The 24,188-nt window shown below is 40.4% G+C and carries 21 protein-coding genes; 10 read left to right on the plus strand and 11 right to left on the minus strand.

Going from position 1 to position 24,188, the window contains the following annotated elements:
• Nucleotides 1-1,116: 1,116 nt before the first annotated feature.
• Nucleotides 1,117-2,262: an NAD/NADP-dependent octopine/nopaline dehydrogenase family protein gene (locus FS373_RS10470; protein WP_144045046.1), complete on the plus strand. Its 1,146-nt coding sequence runs from the start codon at nt 1,117-1,119 to the stop codon at nt 2,260-2,262.
• 223 nt (nt 2,263-2,485) lie between these two features.
• Here FS373_RS10470 and FS373_RS10475 read toward each other — a convergent pair whose 3' ends face one another.
• Nucleotides 2,486-3,172, minus strand: coding sequence for a hypothetical protein (locus FS373_RS10475; protein ID WP_144045047.1), 687 nt, complete (start codon nt 3,170-3,172; stop codon nt 2,486-2,488).
• 412 nt (nt 3,173-3,584) lie between these two features.
• On the opposite strand from FS373_RS10475, the gene FS373_RS10480 reads away from it, so the two are divergent.
• Nucleotides 3,585-5,162, plus strand: coding sequence for an ATP-binding protein (locus tag FS373_RS10480; RefSeq protein WP_185976957.1), 1,578 nt, complete (start codon nt 3,585-3,587; stop codon nt 5,160-5,162).
• Here the strand turns inward: FS373_RS10480 and FS373_RS10485 are convergent.
• Nucleotides 5,159-5,518 (minus strand): TM2 domain-containing protein, encoded by a 360-nt coding sequence (locus FS373_RS10485; protein ID WP_144045049.1) that lies wholly within the window; start codon nt 5,516-5,518, stop codon nt 5,159-5,161. The genes FS373_RS10480 and FS373_RS10485 overlap by 4 nt on opposite strands.
• Nucleotides 5,519-5,839: 321 nt before the next feature.
• Between FS373_RS10485 and glnD the strand changes: the two genes are divergently transcribed.
• Complete coding sequence (gene glnD / locus FS373_RS10490) at nt 5,840-8,446, plus strand: [protein-PII] uridylyltransferase (RefSeq protein ID WP_152829401.1); 2,607 nt, start codon at nt 5,840-5,842, stop codon at nt 8,444-8,446.
• Between the two features lie 164 nt (nt 8,447-8,610).
• Here glnD and FS373_RS10495 read toward each other — a convergent pair whose 3' ends face one another.
• A complete protein-coding gene (locus tag FS373_RS10495; protein ID WP_144045051.1) occupies nt 8,611-9,201 on the minus strand; it encodes a class I SAM-dependent methyltransferase in 591 nt (196 codons plus the stop codon).
• Nucleotides 9,202-9,291: 90 nt separating this feature from the next.
• On the opposite strand from FS373_RS10495, the gene FS373_RS10500 reads away from it, so the two are divergent.
• The 3 genes from FS373_RS10500 to FS373_RS10510 all read left to right on the plus strand — a co-directional run bounded on the left by FS373_RS10500 (nt 9,292) and on the right by FS373_RS10510 (nt 11,057).
• Complete coding sequence (locus FS373_RS10500; protein ID WP_152829402.1) at nt 9,292-9,696, plus strand: helix-turn-helix domain-containing protein; 405 nt, start codon at nt 9,292-9,294, stop codon at nt 9,694-9,696.
• 124 nt (nt 9,697-9,820) lie between these two features.
• Entirely contained in the window at nt 9,821-10,420 is a 600-nt protein-coding gene (locus FS373_RS10505) for a hypothetical protein (protein ID WP_152829403.1), read from the plus strand.
• 241 nt (nt 10,421-10,661) lie between these two features.
• A complete protein-coding gene (locus tag FS373_RS10510) occupies nt 10,662-11,057 on the plus strand; it encodes a DUF1090 domain-containing protein (protein ID WP_144045054.1) in 396 nt (131 codons plus the stop codon).
• Between the two features lie 327 nt (nt 11,058-11,384).
• Here FS373_RS10510 and FS373_RS10515 read toward each other — a convergent pair whose 3' ends face one another.
• Complete coding sequence (locus tag FS373_RS10515) at nt 11,385-12,254, minus strand: LysR family transcriptional regulator (protein ID WP_152829404.1); 870 nt, start codon at nt 12,252-12,254, stop codon at nt 11,385-11,387.
• Nucleotides 12,255-12,387: 133 nt separating this feature from the next.
• Here FS373_RS10515 and FS373_RS10520 point away from each other — a divergent pair, with 133 nt between their 5' ends.
• Nucleotides 12,388-12,711 (plus strand): hypothetical protein, encoded by a 324-nt coding sequence (locus tag FS373_RS10520; protein WP_322619481.1) that lies wholly within the window; start codon nt 12,388-12,390, stop codon nt 12,709-12,711.
• Nucleotides 12,712-12,918: 207 nt separating this feature from the next.
• A complete protein-coding gene (locus FS373_RS10525; protein WP_144045057.1) occupies nt 12,919-13,311 on the plus strand; it encodes a RidA family protein in 393 nt (130 codons plus the stop codon).
• Between the two features lie 181 nt (nt 13,312-13,492).
• Here the strand turns inward: FS373_RS10525 and FS373_RS10530 are convergent, their stop codons facing one another.
• The 6 genes from FS373_RS10530 to FS373_RS10555 form a co-directional block, all read right to left on the minus strand.
• Nucleotides 13,493-14,701, minus strand: a complete 1,209-nt coding sequence (locus FS373_RS10530) for a hypothetical protein (protein ID WP_152829405.1) — start codon at nt 14,699-14,701, stop codon at nt 13,493-13,495.
• Between the two features lie 153 nt (nt 14,702-14,854).
• Nucleotides 14,855-17,596: an alpha-xenorhabdolysin family binary toxin subunit A gene (locus FS373_RS10535; protein WP_152829406.1), complete on the minus strand. Its 2,742-nt coding sequence runs from the start codon at nt 17,594-17,596 to the stop codon at nt 14,855-14,857.
• A 955-nt stretch (nt 17,597-18,551) separates the two neighbouring features.
• Entirely contained in the window at nt 18,552-18,815 is a 264-nt protein-coding gene (locus FS373_RS10540; RefSeq protein WP_144045060.1) for a YdcH family protein, read from the minus strand.
• Nucleotides 18,816-19,070: 255 nt separating this feature from the next.
• Nucleotides 19,071-19,844 carry a haloacid dehalogenase type II gene (locus FS373_RS10545; protein WP_152829407.1) on the minus strand — a complete coding sequence of 258 codons (774 nt, stop codon included), beginning with the start codon at nt 19,842-19,844 and terminating at the stop codon, nt 19,071-19,073.
• A gap of 11 nt (nt 19,845-19,855) precedes the next feature.
• Complete coding sequence (locus tag FS373_RS10550) at nt 19,856-20,548, minus strand: cytochrome c biogenesis CcdA family protein (RefSeq protein WP_152829408.1); 693 nt, start codon at nt 20,546-20,548, stop codon at nt 19,856-19,858.
• 1 nt (nt 20,549) lies between these two features.
• Complete coding sequence (locus tag FS373_RS10555) at nt 20,550-20,957, minus strand: thioredoxin family protein (protein WP_144045063.1); 408 nt, start codon at nt 20,955-20,957, stop codon at nt 20,550-20,552.
• Between the two features lie 100 nt (nt 20,958-21,057).
• On the opposite strand from FS373_RS10555, the gene FS373_RS10560 reads away from it, so the two are divergent.
• Complete coding sequence (locus FS373_RS10560) at nt 21,058-21,942, plus strand: LysR family transcriptional regulator (protein ID WP_185976958.1); 885 nt, start codon at nt 21,058-21,060, stop codon at nt 21,940-21,942.
• 313 nt (nt 21,943-22,255) lie between these two features.
• Complete coding sequence (locus FS373_RS10565; RefSeq protein ID WP_152829409.1) at nt 22,256-22,804, plus strand: hypothetical protein; 549 nt, start codon at nt 22,256-22,258, stop codon at nt 22,802-22,804.
• A 371-nt stretch (nt 22,805-23,175) separates the two neighbouring features.
• Here the strand turns inward: FS373_RS10565 and sbnB are convergent, their stop codons facing one another.
• Nucleotides 23,176-24,183, minus strand: a complete 1,008-nt coding sequence (gene sbnB / locus FS373_RS10570; RefSeq protein ID WP_144048822.1) for a 2,3-diaminopropionate biosynthesis protein SbnB — start codon at nt 24,181-24,183, stop codon at nt 23,176-23,178.
• Nucleotides 24,184-24,188 lie beyond the last annotated feature (5 nt).

Raw genomic sequence — 24,188 nt, forward strand, 5'->3', positions numbered from 1 at the left:
TCATGCATAGATCAAACAGTTATCACACTGTAAATTATAAATGTATCAGGGGTTCAGAGAGAAACTATCACCTAAGTCAGAAGTTAATAATTTACTTAAGTAACTGTTGTATTAATTCAGTAAGGAAAGGAATGAGTATACTGCTCGTTTCCTTAATCGCTTGTAAAAATAGGTACGGAAAGAATAAAATCATGCAAAAGCATATGCTCTCTCTATTATGGATTAACAGTTAAGTTGATTTTGAGTTTTCTACAGCTCTGGCAGTAAGTAGGCTGTCTGCATCTCACCGAATACTTTACGCTGCGATCCCTCTCAACGCGTGCGATTTTTTTGAAAATCGCATTGTGATAACGACACCATAACTATAACCACAGGACTAGTCTATTTGAAATTATTGCTTTCTAGGAGTAAAAAACATAAAAATAACTATGGTTTTCTTGATTATAGCTTCGTTAACCATGCTTTGTGAAATATAAGTATATGTTACATAAGTAATAGCTGCCGCAACCGTTTTCCATGGTGCCCACTGAGCAAGTAGCCCGAATACTAGTTGGTATTTATATATTAGTTGTAGTTAGGCACGATATTAAACCCGGATGCCAAATAAAATATTAATTTTAGGCAGCCCTTTAGTTTAAGCCATTTAAAATCAATGGCAATACAAATTTAACTATAAATATAAATATAAGTATAAACAGCTAGACAGATTGTATACAGACCGCTACCTTATCGGTTGTAAAAATAGGCGAAACAAGAACAAAACCCAATTTATCTGGTGGTTAACATCGCATAGAAAGCAGAGCTTTGGTGGACACTTACATCAGGATGGCTCTTCATCAAAAAGTAAAATTTTGATGTCTATCAATAATAACACCCTACAAAAGCGCATGCTCCCTATTATTAATTATCAGTTAAGTTGATTTTAAGCTTTCTACAGCTTTAGCAGTGAGTACGGTGCCTGCGGATCACCGAATATTATGCTGCGATCACTAATAAAGCATAAGAATAACTATAGGTGTCTTGGTTATTCCATTTCCGCAGTTTTACACTGACAAAGAGGTGATATTTATAACTTTCTAACTAATTTTAATATTTTAATATTTTAATGGAGAAAAAATGATAATCACCATAATTGGAGCCGGCAATGCTGGTTCTGCTTGTGCGTTTATGGCTGCTGAAGCAGGACATAAAGTAAGACTATTGAAGACTTCGAATCGTATTACCCATGATGACCACTTTGAAGCTATGGTCAGAAATAAGGGAATATACTGCATCGATAACACCAAAAAAGGGCATTTTACTGATAGTGCCGATGATGCCGAAAAAACCTTTCAACCATTGGAATTGATTACCCGAGACCCTAAAGAAGCGATTGAGGGGGCGGATGTAGTCATGATTTTCATTCAAACTACATACCATCGGGCTTTGGCTGAAAAAATTGCAAAATATTTTCAGGATAATCAGTTGGTTATCTTGATACCTGGGTATGCAAGCAGTATCTTCTATAATCAATATTGCGATAATAATCCGATATTTTCAGAAGGGGAATCCACCCCAAATGATGCTAGAGTGGTTGAACCTGGCACTGTGAAAGTTTTATTTAAAAATGTCAGAAATTCGCTGTCATTTTTTCCCGCCACAAGAACAACTGAAGGAATGGCCATTGCATCCCGCTTGTTCCCTGCCTATAACATTGAAATGAGCAGCGTTCGAAAACACATATTCGAATCGGCACTACATAACCCCAATATCATAGTTCACACCGTGGGCCAGTATGTAATGTATCCAATGCTTGAGTATTGTGCCAAACATCATCCTGATGAAGTGCCTTATATGTATAGGGATGCTCTTTCGACTGAAATGGCATGGCAAATGATAGAAAAATTGGACGCGGAAAAAATGGCGGTGTTAAGTGCGCTAGGATGTGAACCCATTCCTTATCTAGAAGCGTGTTTATTCAGAAATGAACAAGACGTTAATCAAGACCCTAGAGAAGTTTTTGAAAGCTATAAAATATCATCACCTTCAGGACCTGACAGTTTCGATAATAGATACATAACTGAGGATGTTCCTATGGGGTTGGTTTTATTATCATCATTAGGTGACAAATTAGGTATTAATACGCCTGAGTGTGATCGTTTGATCGAGATGAGTGGCGGTATTTTAGCGAGAGACTTTTATAAAGAAGGCAGAACGTTAGCTTCGTTAGGGTTAGGTGAACTAACAAGCGAAGAGTTATTGCATTTTGTAGAAAGAAAATAAAGTCGCGAGCGAACATTTAATCGTCTCAATGTAAGCATTGAGCATTAAGTTTTAGAACCTAGGGGGCTGAGTCTGAGGGAACTGCATATTCCGGCGGTTGCGATCACTCATTCCCCCTATTTTTGGCCTAAGTGATCGAATTGCGCCAGTTGTCTCGCCGCGTTCAACATGCAAGTGCAGCGTTATTTATGGCTTATATTGTATTGCGTTTTATTGATTGTATTCAAAATTGAGACTGCATGGTGAAGCCCCACTTAGTCTCCTCTTCATTATAAGTCTCGTATTGATTAGACTCATAACGGTATCTGATCTCCCAGGACCAGCGTTCGGTGACACGATACCCGAGTGATAGCCAGGCATGAGTCTCATAACGTTCACTGCCATCAATTGCCGCGCTGCCCTGCACAACTAATGTGTTGTACCACCTGTCACTCCAAGGCTTGAGAATCGTCGCACTGGCATTTGCGGTAATACTGTCACTACTCGAGTAATCTTTTACATTCAGGTAATTTGCTCCTAATTCAGTAAATATGGCGGTATCCATCCAACCATTAAATTCGCTAATAATGCCAACTTGATATTGGTAATGGTTAAAGCGGCCGATTTCCGTATCCGTTTTCCCATGTTTAATTGAAGCGCTCACATTCCAGTTACTTAACGAGCTTTGAGGAGAATAGAGATAAGACAAGTTCCATTTATCTCCGCCAAAATTGGTGTTTAATTCAATTTTTTGATTTTCCCACCCATAGCGCCCGGCGACTTTTAGTACATCGGCGTCGAAACCAGCACCTAAGCTTGTGGTTAAATTGAGGGGGTCTGCAATGTGGCGAATAGTTTGTGCATTGACAGCACTGGAGAGGCAAAGAAAAATGAGGGTTACGGGAAGTCCCCTTTTATTATTGAAATGCATTTGTAACACCTGAAAAAATAGCATTATCACAGTCAAAGTAAGGTTGCTCAACATATTTCACTAACTATTACAGTGCCTTAAAGTTCCTGTAACATACAAGCTGAATGCAAACAAAAGTCACAATTGGTATCCTGTTGTACTCCATTATTTTGGGGACACTTGGCGATATGAATGGTGAGAGCGAGCGACAATTGTCAGGGTCGCCTGTCTTATTTTTAATGATTACTAACTAACCGTTGCAATCATAGTCACAGCCAAACACTTGTTAAGTTTCTTTCTAAGTCATCTATGGCTATATTTCAGTGATGGACTAAGTAATGGTCAAGCTCAGAAAACATGGATAGCTATGTCATTCTTTCAGAATAATCTACGGTTTCAGATAATCTTCCCACTGTCGCTTATTATGGCGATTATGTTAGCAGTACTTAGTTTTTCTATTCCAATACTGGTTGAAAGAAATGCTGAGCAACATGCATTGCACACAGCACTTAACTCCTTAAAGCAACTGAAAGTATTGCGTACTTATTACACCAAAAACATTGTTAAGAAAGTGCAAGAGTATGGCGTATTAACCCCAGCGATTAAGCACTCAGGTGAGACTGATAAAATTCCTCTGCCAGCAACCATGATTCACGATTTAAGCCAGCTGTTTGATAAAAATGGCAGTAAATTGAACTTATACAGCCCTTACCCTTTTCCTAACCGTCAACATATCGCACTTGACTCTTTTCAACAAAAAGCTTGGTTGGAGCTCAGTGATAATCCGAGAAAAATAATTAGTGTCGTCAATAAAGAAAATGATAATGCGGTATTAAGAGTCGCGATTTCTGATCAAATGCAAGTTCAAACTTGTGTTGATTGTCATAATAATCATCCATTAACGCCTAAATCAGACTGGAAGTTAGGTGATGTGCGTGGTGTATTAGAGATGAGTATAGATATTTCGTCTCAACTAGCCTTAGCAAATACGTTAAGTTTGTGGATAATTTCATGCATGCTCATTGCGTGTACATTACTGATCATCATCTTTTATTTTTTAACGGGGAAAATAACCGAACAAGTCAGTAATATCTCCCAAGGCATGATTGCTCTTGGTAAAGGCAATTATGAGACCGAAATACCTCAATATTCTGCCACCTTAGAAACACATCAAATGTACACGGCATTTCAACTGTTTAAAACTGCATTATTAGAACGTCAAGCACTTGAAAAACAGCAACAACTATTTGAAACAGAAAAAGTTAACTCATTGGGCAGAATGGTGGCCAGCATCGCTCATGATGTGAATACTCCCATAGGTATTGGCGTTACCGCAGCCAGTTTCTTGCAAGATGAAATTGAAATATTAGCCAAGAAGTTTGCCTCTGGAGAGTTAAATGAGGAGGACTTTGAGGCATTTTTAGAATCGAGTCGTAGTTCAATGATGATTTTAACTCGAAACTTATCTTCAGCTGCAGATCTGATTCGCAGTTTTAAACAAGTATCGGTCGATCAAATGAGTGAACAAGTGCGAGAAGTATTGCTATCTGAATACTTTAAAGAAGTGATTCACAGCATGTTACCTAAAACTAAAAGAGCACAAGTAACGGTTGATTTAGACTGTATTGAAGATCGCTCTTGTTTTATTTATCCGGGTTTCCTATCCCAGGTGATAACTAACTTGATAGCCAACTCCATTATCCACGGCTTTGCAGAGCAAAATCATGGCACGATTACACTTGTTGTATCGGCTCAAGAGAATGAAGTCAGCATACAATATAGTGATGATGGTATTGGTATTGCTGATGATATTCTGCCAAAGGTGATGGAGCCATTTTTCACCACAAAAAGAGATGAAGGAGGCAGTGGACTAGGATTAAGCATTATTCACAATATCGTCACTCAAAAGCTTAATGGTCATATCAAGCTCGCTAGTGGTGTTGGCAAGGGACTAACGGTGGATATTTCTTTTCCCACTTTGAAGCAAGCTGCTCCCCTTATCATTGGCTAAATGTAGTGGCGAGTCACTCTACGACTATAACGTTGCTCAAAATTAAATGGACTCATTTTCAGGGTGCGAAAAGCATCGACCCAGCCAACAATCATCGGCACTAACGTCCAGCTAAACGTTAAGTACAAACAGCCCTTCAGGTATTGGCCTAAATAGAATTTATGTAGCCCCAAACCGCCGAATATAAAGCTAAACCATATTGCGACTTTTTGATTTTTAATGCGAATGTTCGGATCGATTCCCGCGAGGGCTTCTAACCCTTGAGCTGCATGACATTGGGGGCAGGTGACCAAATTAAGGTCGATTTTTTGGCTGCACTCAGTACATCGAGAGCATGGGACATCACTATTCTTCATTGCAAACTCCAGTTGTCGCACGTACGTCATATGACTAGTGACTATTATGCGTACAAGTGTGCGCTGAAACCTAGGTGCACAGTTCACAGAATTAAAATAAAGATATGGCTGTCCTGTTTCTCATTGAACATAGCTTCCAAAAGCTTACGCTGACCGCCACTTATTCCCATGTGGCCTTGGTTTTGCTGTTATCGATTTGTAATTTTCACTTAGATCATCTACCCTATTTGTTCATTTTAAGGCCATTGTAGAACGGTTTAATTAGTATAAAAAAAGTCAAAAAAGCTAATTATACTCACTGCAAACTGGCACAGGAGAAGCATGTCAGACTCTGATATATCACCTCAATTCAGTTCAAAAATGAGCATTACTGATTATAAAAAAGTAATCCAAGATGCTGACAACTACCTTAATGAAAATTTTACCCACGTTGCTATCGACGAGATAGTAAAGTTGCGCGCTGACTTTTTTGATGCCTTGCTTCTCCATCTCTGGGAATGTGCCGATCTCGCTACCGAAAACTTATCTCTCAATGCCATAGGCGGCTATGGCCGTCAAACGTTACACCTACACTCAGACATTGATATTTGTGTGTTATTTCCCGAAGAGCTTAGTTCTCATCAAACCACGCAGATTGGCCTTTTTTTTACCCAGCTATGGGATTTAGGCCTAGAGCTAGGCCACAGTGTTCGAGCACTGACGGAAATTGATAAAGCGTGTAAAGAAGACATCACCATTGCTACCTCACTATTTGAAATTCGCCATCTGACGGGTCCTGAGTCCCACGCAAATCAGGTATTAGACAGACTTTATGGCGATGATCTCTGGAGCAGTGAAGCCTTCTTTAAAGCCAAAGTCAGTGAGCAAGACGAACGCCATCTAAAGGCGCAAGGCAGTGCTTTTAGCCTAGAACCAAACCTAAAAAATAGCCCCGGCGGTATGCGCGATATTCAAACCCTGATTTGGGTAACCCGTAAGTATTTTGCTGCTGAGGATATGGCGGCGTTAAGACGGTTCGGCTTCTTTACGGCCGACGAATATACAGAATTATTAGAGTCACAACATTTTATCTGGCGTGCACGTTGGGCATTACACGCTGCAGCTCAGCGCTCTCAAAATCGATTACTTATTTCTTTGCAAAGCGATGTGGCAAGGCTGATGGGCTTTGGAGACAATAGTCACCTTGCTATCGAAAAAATGATGCGTCAGTTATATCGGGCAATGAGGCGAATTAGTGAACTTAATCAAATGCTATTACAGTATTTTAAAGATGAAATTCTGGAGCAAACAGACAAGAAATCTACTCCGTTAAATCAGCATTTTGAAATAAATGGTCGACTGATTAATGCTCGCCATGATGATGTATTTGTCGATCGCAAGCAGCTAATCGCTCTGTTTATCCATATAGCAGAAAACGCGAACGATATTGACGGTATCAGCCCACAGACGATTCGATTAATACGTCAGGTTAGGCGACGATTACTGGGTGATCTGCAAGATTTTCATAGCTGCCGCAAAGAGTTTATCTCGCTATTCCGTCATCCTCAAGGCATGGGGCTCGCGCTATCATTAATGCACAAACATGGGATCTTAGCCTCCTATCTTCCACAATGGCGCGAAATTGTGGGTCAGATGCAATTCGACCTATATCATGTTTACCCCGTAGACGAGCATACGCATAAGTTACTAAAAAACTTATATTCACTCAGTGGCAAACCTGAATCTCCCTCTCTTGCACAACCTAGTGCCGTTTACAAAGCGATAGAGAATAAAGAGGTGTTGTTGTTAGCCGCCTTGTTCCATGATTTAGGCAAAGGACGCGGCGGTGACCACAGTGAATTGGGGGCGGTCGACGCGCTGCAATTTGCCAAATTTCATGAACTAAAACCTTCGCAAGCTAAGGTGATCACTTGGTTAGTTAAAAATCATCTATTGTTATCCTTATCCTCCCAAAGGTTAGATATATATGACCCTTCGGAAGTTAAGAATCTTGCTAAAGCGATAGGCACTAAAGCTAGACTCGATGCTCTGTACTGTTTAACGGTTGCCGACATTAAGGCGACAAATGATGACCTGTGGACTAACTGGAAGGCAACGTTACTTCGAGATCTCTATTTGTCGATTAGTTATGCGCTGCGTAATGGCTTAGAAAATGTGCTAGAACAGCGAACTATCGTCCGTGAACACAAAAATGAAGCGCTAGAGCTGATGGGGATGAGTGAAACGCCTGATGTGATTAAACAGCTTTGGAAACGCTTACCGCTATCATTTTTCAGCAACGCTCAGCCCTGTGATATCGCTCGTTATTCTAAAGCTATGATGCAATATCCCACAGAACATGCACTTATTTTGCTAGATGAAAGCAGTACTAAAGGTAGCAGTGATCTGTTCGTTTATATGAAGGATAAGCCGGGCCTGTTTGTGACACTATTTAATACTTTAGCCTCACTACAAATCTCAGTTCAGCAAGCGAATATCTCCAAGACTAAAGATGGTTATGTGGTGGAGTCTTTAAAAATATTGGATTATGACCATCATCCAATAAGAACCGCTGGGCGACGTGACCGTATCAAGAAAAGACTCAAACAAGTATTGTTTGAAAATAGAAAAGTGCCTAAACAGCGTCTTAATAGCAACATTGGCTCATTCGTGTGCGAGGCTAAAGTCGAGTTCTTGCACTCTCGTAAAAAGGATAGAACGCTTATCAGCGTTACGGCACTCGATAATCCACAATTTATGAGTCACTTCTGTAACGGTTTCAGGCTGTTTGAACTTAATATTCACTCTGCAAAAATAACCACAGTTGGTGAGCAAGTCGACAATGTATTTCTTGTCTCTGACAAAAATGGTCAATCATTAGATGATGAGAGTAAACAAGCGCTAAAATCCTTCTTTGTCGATATCATTAAAGAACAGGTTCCTATTTGATTCTTCATTATGTGCCTGATAAAAAGTTACAAATATGGTCTTATTTCTATTTAGTTACTTTTCCTATACCCGTTCTGTCCCCATAAAAAGGTTTAGACTAGAGAGATATGGCGGATAGGTGAGTTCTATATCTTTTTTGGGGACTAGTCAGACTTTGGCTGCACTTACTTATTTTTTACCGCAATAGCCTGAACGACTGAGCTCATGCCTGTATGGTAACTACCTTCAATCACTTTCCTTTGAAGTTCAGCAAGGTACTGTATTGTTAAGCCGTTCAATTCATCTGTTAATGTTTGCTTTGTTTGAAAGACGTCGACACATTTACCGCCTCCTGTATTTCGAAGCACCTGCTCTGGAGTGTAAGCCTCAACCAGAAAAGCCCCATCAGCTTTAAGTGCACTCTGTATTTTTGTATGTAGCGATTTTCTAATGGTCGATGGCAAAGGACAAAAGATAGAAATGATACCATCCCATTGGTTTTCACCTAGATCATATTCTGTTAAGTCAGCATGTACTACTTCAATCGATACGCCATTGATTTTGGCTAATGCTTTAGCTTTGTTCAAGCCTACAATCGACGAATCAACAGCAGTAACTGAGTATCCCGCTTTCGCAAGATAAACCGCATTGCGGCCTTCACCCTCACCTAAACTCAGTATCTTCCCTTTTGGAATGCTCTGAATGTTGGATCTCAAAAAGTCATTCTCTGTTGTTCCATAAGCGTATTTTAAGGTGCTATAGCGTTGATCCCACATGAGGTAATCTCCTTTGTTGTGCTAAACATGAAGCGAAGTTCGGTTTTAAATGGTACAACCTCAAGCTGACTTGAGGTCAAGGGGGAGTTGATGGACATAGGTGAAGTTTCAAAAATATCTAAGCTACCTGTTTCTACTATCAGGTTTTATGAGGAGAAAGGGCTAATTCGCTCTGTGGGTCGCAAAGGGCTGAGAAGGTACTTTGCAAAGGATGTGATTGAAAAGTTAGCTTTGATCGCTTTGGGACGCAACGTAGGCCTATCGCTAGATGATATAGGGGCGATGTTTACTGCCGACGGTTTAGTCGTTGATAGAGGGTGCCTCTTAGATAAAGCTGAAATACTGGATAAGAAGATTGCTGAGATGTCGGCAATGCGGGACGGGCTTCGACATGCCGCAGCTTGTAGCACCATAAATCACTTAGAGTGTCCTAAGTTTCTTCGTTATCTCAACATTGCAGGGCATAGCGGTTATCGACCAAAAAGTAAGTTATAAGTAATGTACATTCGCTTCAATGTATACTGCTTCAACTTTTCACCTGAAAATAATATAAGTGACTAATTTTTATCACATGTCATGCACAAATAACTTAAGTATTATCATTATAAAAGGACTTAAAATGAAACCAATCGCCTTACCTTTGCTAAGCGCTGCCCTATTAAGTGGCTGTGGTGCCACTCAGACTACTCCTAGCCCAGTACCAGAAACGAATAAAGAAATAGTACAAACGGAAATAGTGCAAACGAAAAAGGTGGAAAAAACGGTTAAGCAAGTCGCTAAACTATCGAGTCAGAGTGCTGACAAGACCGTTTATATCTTAATGGATATCCCTTTTCGTTCAGACAATCATGTCGCGGATAATATCGAAAATGAATGCACTGAACTTGGACATCAATTCTCAAACTCAGTGTTAAAGTACGCTAAGAAACAGAAGCTTTCGCTTAAAGCTGTAGATCAGCTACCCGCTAACGGCAAAGTATTGAAGTTATCTATTGATGATGTTTACAGCGCGGGAAATGCTTTCATAGGCCACCGTAAATCAGCCAGTATCACTGCATCTTATTTAGTCGATGGTGAGATGCTGGCAACGATAGAAAAGACTCGAAATTCGGGTGGTGGCTTCTTCGGTGGCTTTAAAGGCTCATGCTCGGTATTGGCGCACACGGTCAATACCTTGGGTAATGATGTGGCTAAGTGGTTAAAGCAACAGACTAATTAATCATTGATAAAAAGATAAGGCTGTCTTGTTCTCATTTTCAGATAGCCTTACTTATTATTTCATCCCACAAAAGTATTTAAATTAGAAAGACATAGTGAAAAGGTAAATTCCAAAATTTACTCTCATCTCACTTATTCCAAGAGGTTAATATTAATTCACCTCTTGCCTCATGCTCCCTTAACCTTGCAACATGTATAATGTTGAATTTGACTTATATTTATAACGTTCAGAGGATTATTTTGTGAAAGTAGGCTACAAATCAGGATTGTTTGTCCTTGCGTGTGTATCAAGTAATGTATTTGCTTCAGATTGCAGAGATTTGAAGGCATGTGAAAGAAAGTTTTGTGAAATCAATTATCAGCTATCAATCGCTGAATCTAAGAACAATGAATTTAAGGTTGATGGATTAAATAAGGCTCTAAAATACGCTAAAGAGAATTGTTCTATCCAAGGGTTACGTGATGATTTACTAGATAAAATTGATGACAAAATGGAGGACATAGAGGAATATAGGCAAAACCTCAATGAAGCTGAATCAGACAATGAAACAGATAAAATTGAAAAGTATCAAAGAAAAATCAAAGAAAAGGAGGAGGATATCTCAGAACTTGAAATCGAGCTTACTGAATTGCAATAACGCAAGGTTCATACCCGAATTCATGGTCCTGTAGGGAGTTTTCAAGAGCTCATTCGTGATTGTGAACACTTGGAGAAGTGTCTACTGTTCTAGGGTCTTACTAGCCAGCACTTTTCAAGTTGTTGCTAGTATCTTCAAGCTGGCTGATAGTTCCCATCATTTTTCCTATTAACTTCCCCCCATTTTTAGCACATTGCCGACTTTGAATATGCCAGTAACTTGTTCGATTAGGTTTACGGGGGAAGGCCCATTGATAACTTACGAAAGCCTGGGTATGTAATTGATCAACAATGAATGGCTTTAGTTTTCTCATGGATGGGGCTAGTTTTACTTTATTAAATAGTCGATTAACACTCGAGTTTTTTGTGGTAAATAAGCTTGTTTACGATAATAAGCCATCAGTTCAAAAGGCTCGCTTTGACATTGATTAACAAGTATTGGTTTCAATAAACCCCGCTCAATCTCATCACTCACCAGTAAACGAGGAATATAAACAATCCCTTGATGCTGTAACGCGGCTCGAATCAATACCTCTGTATCATTACTCGATAAATGACCATTAACCAATATCGAATCTGCCTGAGAAAAATGCCAATACCTGCGGCTTTTCCCTACTCCATAGCTTAGGCATTGATGGTGAAGTAAATCTTGAGTATTTTGGGGCTCACCATGTTTGGCCAAGTAATCAGAGGAAGCGAACAAGCTATTACTATAAGAATAGATAGGAACACCTATGTAAGTAGCGGAATCAAATCCTTCACGTTTGCGGGCAATTGAAATATCAGCACGGTCAAACGGGATATCTTCGTAGTCAACACATCGAAGTTCTAACTTAACATCAGGATAATGAACTGCAAAACCACTCAATACAGTCATCAGTACTCGGCTATGAACCAAACTGGGCGCGGCAATCGACAACTTCCCGGCTGGTCGTTTATTAAGTCTTGCGGTTTCATCCTGAAGAGCCTGCCAGTTGGCTCCTATCCCGCATATCGAATGATAAAAGTATTCGCCTGCTTCAGTCATCGCTATTTTTCGTGTCGTACGAGTAAGTAACTGTGCGCCTAAACTTGCCTCTAGTTCTGCCAGGTGCTTACTTACTACTGAAGGGGCTATCCCTTGCTCTCGGGCGGCTGCCGCCATCGATCCTAGCTCAACCACCTGCTGGTATAGCAATGCATGCCTAAATCTAGCCATGATTCGTTCTCTTATGGAAACTAATGATTAGTATTTTGTGGAATTATTCTCTTAGCGGCAAGGTTTATAATCACTTTACAATATCAGAATCAGAAATAACGTTATTTCTAGTTCGCATTTAAAGGAAGAAAAAGTGGCAACATTTGACTATGTGGTGGAAACCGTAACATGGCACGCTCAAGCTGGAGTCACAGAGCAACAAATGATCTTGGCGGTTCAAATGATGCTTGCGGATTTGAAAGTACTGCCGGGATTTATTCATGAGTTATTGACTCTTGCCCCTGACGGCAGTTGGATGCAGCTTTATTATTGGCAAACAGCGGCTGATGCGCACAATTCTAATCAATTGATGGCAGATAAAGCCTCTTTCAATGACCTAATTGCACTGCTCAACCCACAATCGATTAAAATAGAAATCTATCAACCGGTACAAACATCTTCAGCGCTAAAGTTCTAATAGATCACGAATTCAACATGAACATTTACCAGTACTGGTGAACATCTGGGCTGCTATATTTTTTGCTGTAATGGTTATTCCCTTAAATAGAAGAAGGTTGTTCAGGATATCTGAACATTGAGTTCATGATCTTCCGGTTTTTTTAAAGGGCTTACTAAGATTAACTGGCTTGCATCAACAGGAATTAACTCAAGGACACTAGCTTAAATGAATAAAATTTGGAGCCCCGATAATATTGCGCCACCCGCAGCAAGATACCATCACTGCGCCCATGTACCTGGCAATAGTCGTTGGCTGCATATCGCAGGTCAGCTAGGGATCGATCTTGATGGTCAGCTAGGGGAAGGGATAGAGCAGCAGGTTCTGTATGCCTGGCAAAATATAGAGGGGCTACTGCAAGCTAACCAGATGTTACGGGAAGATATTGTCAGTGTTAGAGTTTATCTAACTGACAGAGAGGACCTTGGTGGGTATCGAGCGGCAATGCAGCAGCTCTTTAACGGTCACTCTCAGGTGCTCCCGGTGACGTTACTGTTTGTGGCTGGTCTCTTTTCCGAGGATTGGAAGGTGGAGATAGAGGTCCAGGCAGCTAAGCTCTGAGCAAGTGGAGTCAGAGAAGAAACAGAGACACCCAAATAAACCCGAATTCAACATACATGTACGTCGAGCTGAGGTCATGATCGTTATCCTGAACAAAGCTGAGTTAAGAGAGCTTAAAGGTTAGTAGAGGATGTTTTAAAGCATAAAAGATACGGGTGTCCTATTTTTTTTCCTATCTTTTTTAATTTATAACTAAACATCCGTTTATATTATTAACTTCAAGGTAGAGTTCATGGGTTAATACGAGTGAACTAGGGGTATAGCTCCCGCTGTCTGACAGGCAATTAGCCGTTAATTCCACTCTGATGTTCTGGCAATGACCTTCATAATCCCCACCGGGGAAGTAGCAATAACCTCGGGTAATAGGAAAATTGATGTCGATAATGAGTGCCCCGTTGTCGTAGAGCACCTCAGTCTTGACTGGATCATGCTTGGTTAAGTTAATACTAAACGCTTGCCATGACCCATTTTGATTTCGGCATTGGCCCCTGAGAAAGACACTTATATCCTTACAATTATCAAGATAACGGCCTAGAGGAACGAAGCCACAAGGATAATTAACTCGATAATCATTATCTGCTTGTTCAAAGCAAGTGAGCATATAGCTGTTCTCAACATTAACAGATTGCATCACATTTATAATATCCAGTAAGTCGACATAAAGGTCATAAATATCGGCCTGACAGCTTATATTACCTATGGATCTGTGTGCATTATCAAGCTCGCCGCAAAGGCTTAGCCATTGCGCCCACAAACTCAAGCTTGCTTGCTCAGCACTGATTGAAAAATCCAGCATGAAATTAAAGTCATCTTGTAATTTATACAATAAGGCTCTCAGGCTTGAGGTATCAACATACTGGATGAATTCGATTTTCTTTATTATTAATATTCTTGTGTGATCAATATTTTTTCTGAAAGCACTTAATGAATTAGCGGCGGATTGATTCTCTGCTTCAGCATAACTTAAGTCATACCAAGCATTATAAAGAATTCGATGAACATCATTTATTACAGTTTGTTGTTCATCGGATAAATCCAGATCCGCCAGCGGATTTTGTACGATCTTGCCTTCATCTAACAGTTTATCGAGTTGTTCCAGCGCCTCTTCTAAAGAGGGATAGTGAAGTTGATAAAGATCTTTCATGGATCGCAGACAGGATTTAAATTGTGCTTCAATAGTGGATCTCCAATATCTGCCATTGTTATTAACTTCTAAGAATAGTTCGTGAAAGCTTTCTGGAGATAATAGTGATATATCACTATTATCATAGCCTAAAAAAAATTGGGTTTTCTTCAAACTATCAGGTGCTAACACAGCATAACGCGCATAAAGCTTAATATTGATGAGATCGGCACTGGTCACTATTTCATTATTTTTACTTTTTACCATTTTTTAATTTCACATATATAAGTTAACTCGCATGAAACCATGGCTTAGTGGCTTGGATCAGGTAGTCGGCAGAGGAGGGATAAAGGCATAGTAAGACAATTAAATAAATTTCCTTGCTATGCCTAAATTACATTTTTGTTTATAAGTTAACGATTAATAATGAATAGCTCTGGGTAAGCTGCGTGCCTCGTCTATCCATTTTTGTACTAAAGATAGCGAAGGCAAAGTCTCAATCAAGGACTTTTCTTGATTCAGCTGAGTTAATTTTTTCAGCAAGTTAACAGCATCTCTCTGAGCGAGCTCTACTACAGTATCGACGCCTGAGATCTCGAGTAAATCTGCGTATTCAGCATCTACGCCCCTAATCCTGCTAAGATCTGCACGGTTGATCCAATTAAGTAACTCAGCTTCATCTATTCCAACAAGCTTAGCAATAGTCCCCCGACCTTTAGGCTGACAGCCATATTTAAGCAAGTCACTGGCAGATTTAATATTTATTATGTCTAATTTAACGACACTACGCTCACAAATTCCCTTGATATTATTAAAATACATGCCTGTTCTTAAACTTTTCTGAGAAGTTATCGAGAGGCGGCTATCTATATCAACTTTAAGCTCGGACATGTAGCTAGACATTTTAGCAAGCAGCTCAAGCTGTTTGTTAAAGTCACGAGCCAGTGTTTCTGCATCATTAATGTCTACAATAAAGTTCTGGTAACACTGCATCAGATTCTGTAACTCGACACAAAATGGTCTTCTATCAGATTCAATGTTAAACATAATATTGATTGTATCTAAGCTGATGAGATACGTATCTTGCTCACTTTCTAAGTCCTTATTTGCTGCATTAAGCTCATCGAGCACCTTATGGAGATAAATAGTCGCATCTACCATTTTGTTGTAGCTGAAACCGCTACCGATCTCACCAACAAGACCTGATAGTATATCTAAGCCTAATGCTATCGCTTGTAATTGCGGAGTCGGTATATCTGCAACACCGGCGATATCATCTATGCTAGGGATCGTATCAGAGAAAAAATCAAAAACACTGTATTGACGCATCAAGTTTTTTGCTTTGTTCAAATCATTAATCTGTTGATCTGTATCATTAATTTCAGTTTTGATCTGTAGTATTTGTAGCTCTTTAAGTGCTATTTTTTCTGTTAACTCTTCTTTTTCATGTATCAAATCAGATTTAAAATTAAAATAATTTATGTTACCGATAGATTCTTTATGCAGATCGGCTCGGGACTGAAGTAAAGCATTTATCGTATGCAGCTTCTTGATGACCGTAGTTCTAAAACCGTCAATTTTCATATTCAGACTATCGATAACGGTTTGATCTGTTTCATGAGACAGTGCATATAAGTCATTAATAATAAATGTGTTTATCATATTTATACTACTGGTTTGACTCGCTCCGGTATTATTTTCAACAGTAATAATGGAGGCCTTTACATCAGCTTTAGCATCAAGCACTCTTTCTGTAATAGCGTTACAAAAAAAGTTAAAATCAGGGTAATAGTTATTAACAATGGTATTATTTTCCTCACGTATTTTTGCTGCTAATAAATTTAATTGCTTGATATCGATGCTAGGATGTATCATTTGCGAATCTTTTGTCGCCTGAATATAATCTAAGTTATATTGAGGCGTCATTCTTAAGGTTTGATCTAAGGCATTATTTATTTGCTCGAGGATCACAAGTACACTGCTCTGCACGTCATTCCAGGGAGTAACCACATCATTGAATGCAACCCAGTAATCAACTAAGTTTTGTGAAGATTCGATAGCAACACAGGCATTGTGGGAAGATTCTAATAAGTCGACAACAGTCAACCAGGCTGTGACGAGCTGATTTGCCCCTTTTTCGGCTTGGGTGATAACAGCCATTACACCTTCGAGTTGCCCGTCGACTGTGGTAACCGCATTGAGCATTTTACTCAAACCTTCGATTTCAATATCTAAATCATGCAGTTTTGATGTATTGACAGCGATCTCTTTTTTTATTTTTTCAGCTTTCGCACCAAATATCCCGCCAGTAATCGCAATGCCTATAAAACCACCAACGGCACCGGTAAAAGCCAGTCCAACGTTCTTGTCGTAATCGGCTTTCAAGCCTTGTATTTGCGCGGCTAAGTCTCTGCGTTCTTTTTTTAAGCCTTGTAATTGCTCATCGAGATCTAATTGATCACACAGGGCTTCTTTTTTCTTGACGTCGTAGTTACAGGCTTCCATGCCCGTCTTAAATCCTAATATTTGATCACGTAGGTTCAAGCTAGATTTGTAATAAATATCGGCCTGACTACACAGGGATTGAATCATTCCTGCAGTGATAGCAAGCTTGCCAGCGTTGTCCTCTGCAGCAGCTGCATCGTCGTTAATATCTAGCATAAATTGTTCTACAAATTCAGCATCAAGCATCTGCTCAGGCGTTATGCTATCGAGCTCAATATCGCCAGTATAATAAATCCCAACCATATCCATTAAAAAGTTTAATGCCTGGCCGCCACTAGTGAGTATCTTATTGGCAAAGCCGTCCATCTCTACCGCTGTTTTTAACAACTCATCTTTTATCGGATCCCACTGCTTGGCATTCGTTCGAATCGCAAGATAAGTGATTAACAGATCATGATTGGCTAAGCCTGGTATCGTACTGTCATAATTACCTAAAAATAATCTCACCTCTGCAGCTGTTTCAGGCAGAGTGACGCCACGCACCTTATAGCGCTCGAGTGAAAGTATTGCTTCAGTATCCAGGACTAACGAGATATCGCTCGACGTGCCTTCAACTTTACCTGTCGCTAATTTTACCAGCTCATGCATTGCCTGAGTATTTCTGATCTCATAGTCGACATCAGCAGAAAGAAGTTGAGTTTGAATGTTAACTGACATAATTTATCCTTGATTAATAATATTATAACTAGCGCACATATTTTCTTACAATTAATATTTCTTGCTGGAATGAAGTCGCAAGTTTTAAATCAGAAGTTAGCGATGTTTTTCATCTAAATGAATTTGATGATTTATAAATTACTAACTAGATATTTCAAATCCCACAGTAAAATAAACTGTTGGCTTTAATTACTGTTCAAATGGACAGCTGACTTTTATCACGCAAGGGATTTAATGATGAACGATAAAGTGAAAGGGTAAATATATATTAAATAACAGTAACCTATATTTAGTTAAGCATCTGCTTATGAAGATTGTAAAGATTGTTACTTGAGGTTCATATTCTGTGACTGTTGCACGTTTACATTAAAGTGTTAATTTAATGTTTGTTATTTTTTTATGGTGTCACTTAATAAGAATACACCTGTTAAAATAGGGTTGTAACCGATATCAACGGGTAGGAAATAGAAAGTAAGTCACTACAACTAATTCAGTTAGAGGCATGGTGCATGTTGAAATATTAGTTTGGGAAAAATATAGATTTTACATAGTGGATTTAATTAAATATATTCTTATTTAAAATGTTTTAAATCCTAGAGGAGTCAGAGTAAATTTTTCAAATCACTGCTTCAAGCTACAACCCCCCCGTTGGAAGGTGTTCTGACTGTTACAAGCAGTGGCGTAACCACAAGCTCATGAGAGAGAGCTAGGGATAGCGAACTGGCTAAGTAAATGGATTTCTTGCCAATACACGACAACTTTGACGATGTCATAGGTATTTTGTATAGCCATAAAGAGCCAGATCCCGGTCTAAAAGACACCGGGACGACAGATTATTTTGTTTAGGCCTAAAAAACAGCGGCATGACAGGATGGATTCCGGCTAAAAGCATTGCCAGAATGACAGAGTCTAAACCATTGCCGGAATGGCGCGGGAGTGAACTTAGGCTCTGGAACTAGCTTGTTGTAATCGGGGCGTCGTGGTGAGCTTTCAATCGTTGGAACAATACGTCTTTCAAGTTCGCGCGTTGTAATTTTAGCTGGTGCATGTGCTCGTCATCGGTTGGACTACCATCAATTTCTAACTGACGAATATCATAATCGAGGAGGTGATACTGCTTGGATAGTTTTGTGAATGCTTCGTCTTTATAATTCAAATAAACAATGTCTTGCTTATATTCTGGGAAATCGAAAATAAGCGCGTGATTCTCATTTAGCATAGGTAACCCCTGAATGGTGATCTGAAATTTATTATTTTAGAACTTCCTACACTATAGCACTATGAAGTTCAATAAAAAGTGGGGCCAGATCATACTTTCCTCATTTCACCTCAGTGGCATAAGCAGGATCGTTACCTCGTCGGGAATTTACCGTCCATATAAGCTTTTTAGAGGCTCTTATTTCTAACACTGGGGAAGGGATCAACGACCCCCTCTGAGACGTTGATATTGGCGTAGCTGTAATACCTATCTAGGTTATGGCTGCTTGGTCAACACTTGCTCCGACAGTCCAATCAGATCGACAGCCACATAATCAGCCTTTTTTGCTAACGCGAACTGATATTGACCGGGGCGTTGAATAAAGCCCGTTTGCATGCCAGCTTTGGCTGCACCGGCAATGTCCCATGCATGGGCGGCGATGAGCATAGCTTCATCTGCTTCGACCTGCATCTGTTCAAGTGCCCACTGATACACGCGTAAATCAGGCTTGTACACTTGCAGGTGTTGCACGGTTAATGAGTCGTCAAAGTACTGGGTTAAATTGGCATTTTTCAACTGGCTCTCTATGCCAGCATCTGAAGAGTTAGTCAGTGTGACCAGTTTGATGCCTGAAGCTTGTAGTTTTTTAAGGCCCATAATGACATCAAGATGAGGTTGTAAATCGCGAAATGGCGCTTGAATCGCTTGATTCGCTTCGGTCTGAGATAAGGCTATGCCATTTTGTTTAGCGACTAATTGCAGCGCTGCAACGCCGATTTCACCGAAATGATGATATTCACCAATAGCGTTACTCACCAAGGAGTAATGCAGCATGGTAGTGAACCAGCTACTCACCAAATCGTCACGACCATCTAATGCTAGGGTGACAGACTGGGCAACATTGCCTAAATCCAGCAGTGTTTCGTTAACGTCGAAGAAAATAACTTTGGGTAAAACTTGAGGCGTATTAACGGTTTTCTCTGTGGCACTTGCTATTGACGAGAGTGTTGTTAAGCCGACGAGCATAATGGCGGAGTGAGTAAGTTTCATATCGTATTCTCTTATATGTTGTAGAGCCACTCGGGCATAATGTCGAGTGCTAACGCTTCTAATGTGCGGTCAAAGCCTGTGAAAATGGTCAATGACAAAATGATTAAAGATAGCCCCATTACTTTTTTGGCCACCGCGCCACCACTGATCCATTTTCCCAGTGAGTTTTTCATTAACAGGCTGAAACCAATCAGAGGAATGGCGGTACCGATACCAAAAGCCAGCATAATGATGAAAGCTGAGCCCATACTTTGACCTGTCGATGCAAGGGCGATAGCAGCCCCTAACGTTGGGCCAACACAGGGCAGCCACACTAGACCTAGCGATGCGCCAACGGCAAATTGTGTCATTACACCTTCGCCATCGACTTGATGGCTAGGCAGTCGGCTGGTGAGCATTGACAGCTTTAGTATGAGCCAGTCTCCGGCTTTCGGGATTAAAATGACTGCGGCAATGATCAGCAGTAAAGCCGCCGAGAAGTAACGCAATACCTCTGGCGATAGCCCCAAACTAATCAGCGCAAAGGTGAGCACTGTTCCTGCAAACGCAAAGGACAGACTTAGCCCTAACGCTAAGGTAATTATGCCTTTGCGAGAACTGCGCATTGCTGAGCTTGCAACGACGGGGATCATGGGTAATACACAGGGCGATAACAGGCTGAGTATGCCCGCGGCAAACGCCAGTGGTATGGCAAAGGTATCCATATTACATACTCACTGAGTTCAAAGCGGAAAAGATTTTTTGCTCACGGGTTTCAGCCACACTGAACCAAAGTTGCTCGCCATTTTTGTATAGATACAGGCTTGATTGGCGTGGCGCCTTAAAGAACTTTACCCATTGGGGTTGATCATCAAAGTTAACGACAAGCACCTTTATCTCGCTATCGGGGTGGGCTGCAAAATAGTCGCCGATAACCTCTTGTTGTTTCTTACACGTTGGGCACCAAGGGGCAAATACATCGATAAGCACGGTATCGCCTTGAGCTTGAAGTTGATCAAATAGCGCTTTTTCAAATGGGATCTTTTCGAAATTACTGGCGTGAGCCGAAAGGCTTAATATTAACGACGTTGCCAGGGTGACAGTGGCTAGTTTGAGGGAACGAAATAGTGTCATGTGTAACTCTCCTTTGGTGGTTTCGTGCAGCATAAAGGAGATGGCTTTTTCTTATAATAGCTTTAAAATCGAAAGTACTTTCAACGAGAAATTGAAAATCATGATGAAATTTTTTGACGTCAAAATATTCGTGCTGGCATGCGAACTTAAGAATCTTTCTGCTGTCGCCCGTGAATTGTCAATTACTCCTGCCGCTACTAGCGCGGCTGTAAAGCGCTTGGAAGCTGAGCTGAACACTCGGTTATTACAGCGTTCTACACGCAGTTTAACTCTCACCCAGAGCGGTCGAAATTTTTTACCCTACGCACTTAAAGCACTGGAGAACTTAGATATTGGTAAGCAAGCTATCTTAGGGGATAAGCTTAAAGGCAGTATCACCTTGTCAGTGCCTTCTGATCTAGGTAGAAACACATTACTTGGCTGTTTGATGGATTTCCAACTACACCATCCAGATATCAATTTGAAGGTTAAGTTAAGCGATAAATACGCAGACTTTTATTCGCAAACGGTAGATGCGGGGCTACGTTACGGTGAGCCCGAAGATTCCTCCTTAGTGTGTTTACCCATACTGCGTAATGCCGTCCGGGAATTATGCGCTTCACCTGATTATTTAGCCCGCTATGGCACGCCGAAAACGCCGGAAGACTTGGTAAAACATAACTGTTTACACTTTTACAGTGACGACATGTTAAGCAGTCATTGGCGATTTTTTAAAGATGCGAGCACTGTTTCCGTGAAAGTAAGTGGTAATCATTTATCAGACGATGGCGATTATCTTCGTTTATTGGCTGTTAAGGGAGTGGGTATCGTCTATAAAACCTGCTTAGATGTGCGTGAGGATATTGCCGCAGGACGTTTAGTATCGCTACTGCCTGACTACCGCAAAGAAAAGTCGCCGTTAAATATGGTCGTGGCGCATCGAAAAAGTTTTGACAGCAACTTAGTCGCACTGAGAGAGTTCTTAGTTGAAGCCTTGAAGCCTTGAAGCCTTGAAGCCTTGAAGCGAATTCTAGGAGGTTAGAACAGGCTCAAGCGTTGACGGAATGACGGTTAGATAATGTTCTCAAGAAGATGGATAGCCATCTGAAATCAATGCAAGTTGAGATAATTCGGAGTCTTATAGGGGATGGTCTAGAACGAAAAGATATGCCTGTCCCAACTTGTATTATGCCTATGCGAAACAAGCAATATGTTGGCCTGCTGTACACTTTTACCCTTTACGTTTCTTTGCAAATTTTCGAGATTTTTTCGATGTTAACTTTGTTAGAGTTGGTCTCTTTGAGAGCGGGGAAGAGTGAATGAATTATAAAACTAGGAGTGATGGTGATGTACTTAAAACCCATTTCAAAGGGGGATTATTTACTTCACTATTAATGACCGGGTTATTCGTTGTTGCTGCACAAGGTGTTTCTGGTATAGCGGTTGCGGCTGAGGAAAGTACACATCAGTCGAAGCACTGGATCACCGAAGCGCCAAGTGACAGCGTTAAAGATCAACGTATCGAGAAGTACTTACGTGGCTTCGATCAACCTATGTGGGAAGTTGGTGAGCGATACGGCAGCATAGTACAAGCGATAAAAGATCAGAATTTTGATTTAGCGGCTTATCATTGGGATAAAATCAAGGTAACCATAGAGAACGGCTTGATGAAACGCCCTGCTAGACGTCAAAATGCCGAGGCTATTCTACTTAATAATACCTGGGCAGAAGTCAAAAATGACTTCACCAGTAAAGACCTCACTAAAGCCAAGCAAGGCTTAGTTAAGGCCAAGGCTGCCTGCATGGCTTGCCATGCTGCAGAAAATGTTACCTTTATAAATAACCAACCTCTGTTTACAAGGCTGTAGAGTTATAAAAAGTAGGATCATAGTAAATATATCCCTAAATATTCAAGATGAAAGCTAAAGTTACAATCTATCCCCGTTGGAAGGTGAATATGGTGTAGCCATGATCTCATGAGCGAGAGCTAGGGATAGCGAACTGGCTAAGTAAATAGATTTACTTGCCGAAGAGCGTTGGAATAAATTACGTGAGGCAAACATGGATGTTATTGAAGAGACAGTCACGCTAATGTTTATGTGCGACCATAACACAGCAGAGGGACTCCAAGATGACTTACAACCGCTTTTAGCGGCTATGAGTCTCATCAAATAGCAGTTTGATTAGTTAACTAACTAACTAAGGTAAGAAAATACCTTAGTTAGAGGGATATTGTTCGTTATGAAACAGCTTTGGATGACAGTGGTGTTGGGAAGAAGTCATTCAATTTAGTAACTTGATTGGCATCACTATCTTTGAGTATTTGATATCCAATCATGATATCAAGTATCCCCATTCCAAAGGGAGCATAGATTCTGGGAACAGAAAAATCAGCTGTAAACTCTCCATTCATTAATTGCACAATATCACCAGCCATAAATTGGCGATCCCCAGAGTGGAGCTCAGCAAGGTGAAGTGATGTATTCGCTTTTACTGCGTGATCCACATTATCAGCGATATTTTGACTTTTAAGAATAATTTCTGCTGAAATATCACGCAGAGACATATGTAAAATGGTTGGGTTATGGGCAAGTAGATCCATTTTTTCTACATGAGGTGTGATTGCTGAGGTCGTAAATAACACCATGTCAGCTTGTTTAATGCTTTCTATGTCATTACTTATTTGGGATTGAATGTCTGGAAACTGTGCACAAAACTGTTCAGCTCTTTTGGGATTCAGGTCAATAACGATCAGCTCAGAGATGTCCCAACCAAGTCGCTTGAAAAGGTTCACTGTTGTTTGCGCGATTAGGCCACTACCAATAATTGCCAGACGTTCTATTTTTCCTGGAGTCTTGTGTAGATATTTAGCCCCTAATACCGCAGATGCTGCAGTTCGACTGGCTGATATTTGTGAACCCTCAAGGCAAGCCATGGGGTATCCTGTTTGGCGATCATTCAAAACGATTACAGCAGAAGCCCTATCCAACCCATTATTTAAGTTTTCAGGGAAGCTAGCAATCCACTTTATACCGGAAACTGGGCTACCTGATTCTATTGAGGCGGGTAATGCGATGATTCGATTTTGGGGTTGACTGGGATAACGTAAAAAATAGCTATCAGGGCAAACAGTTTGTTCTTTTGCAAACAACTGATAGCTTTCAGCGACGAGGTCAATAATAGTGCTACTGTTTCCGCTTATCCACTTTTCAATAACAGTCGAGCCAATAACGCTAAATGGTGGCATATTCA

The organism is Shewanella sp. YLB-07 (assembly GCF_009377275.1).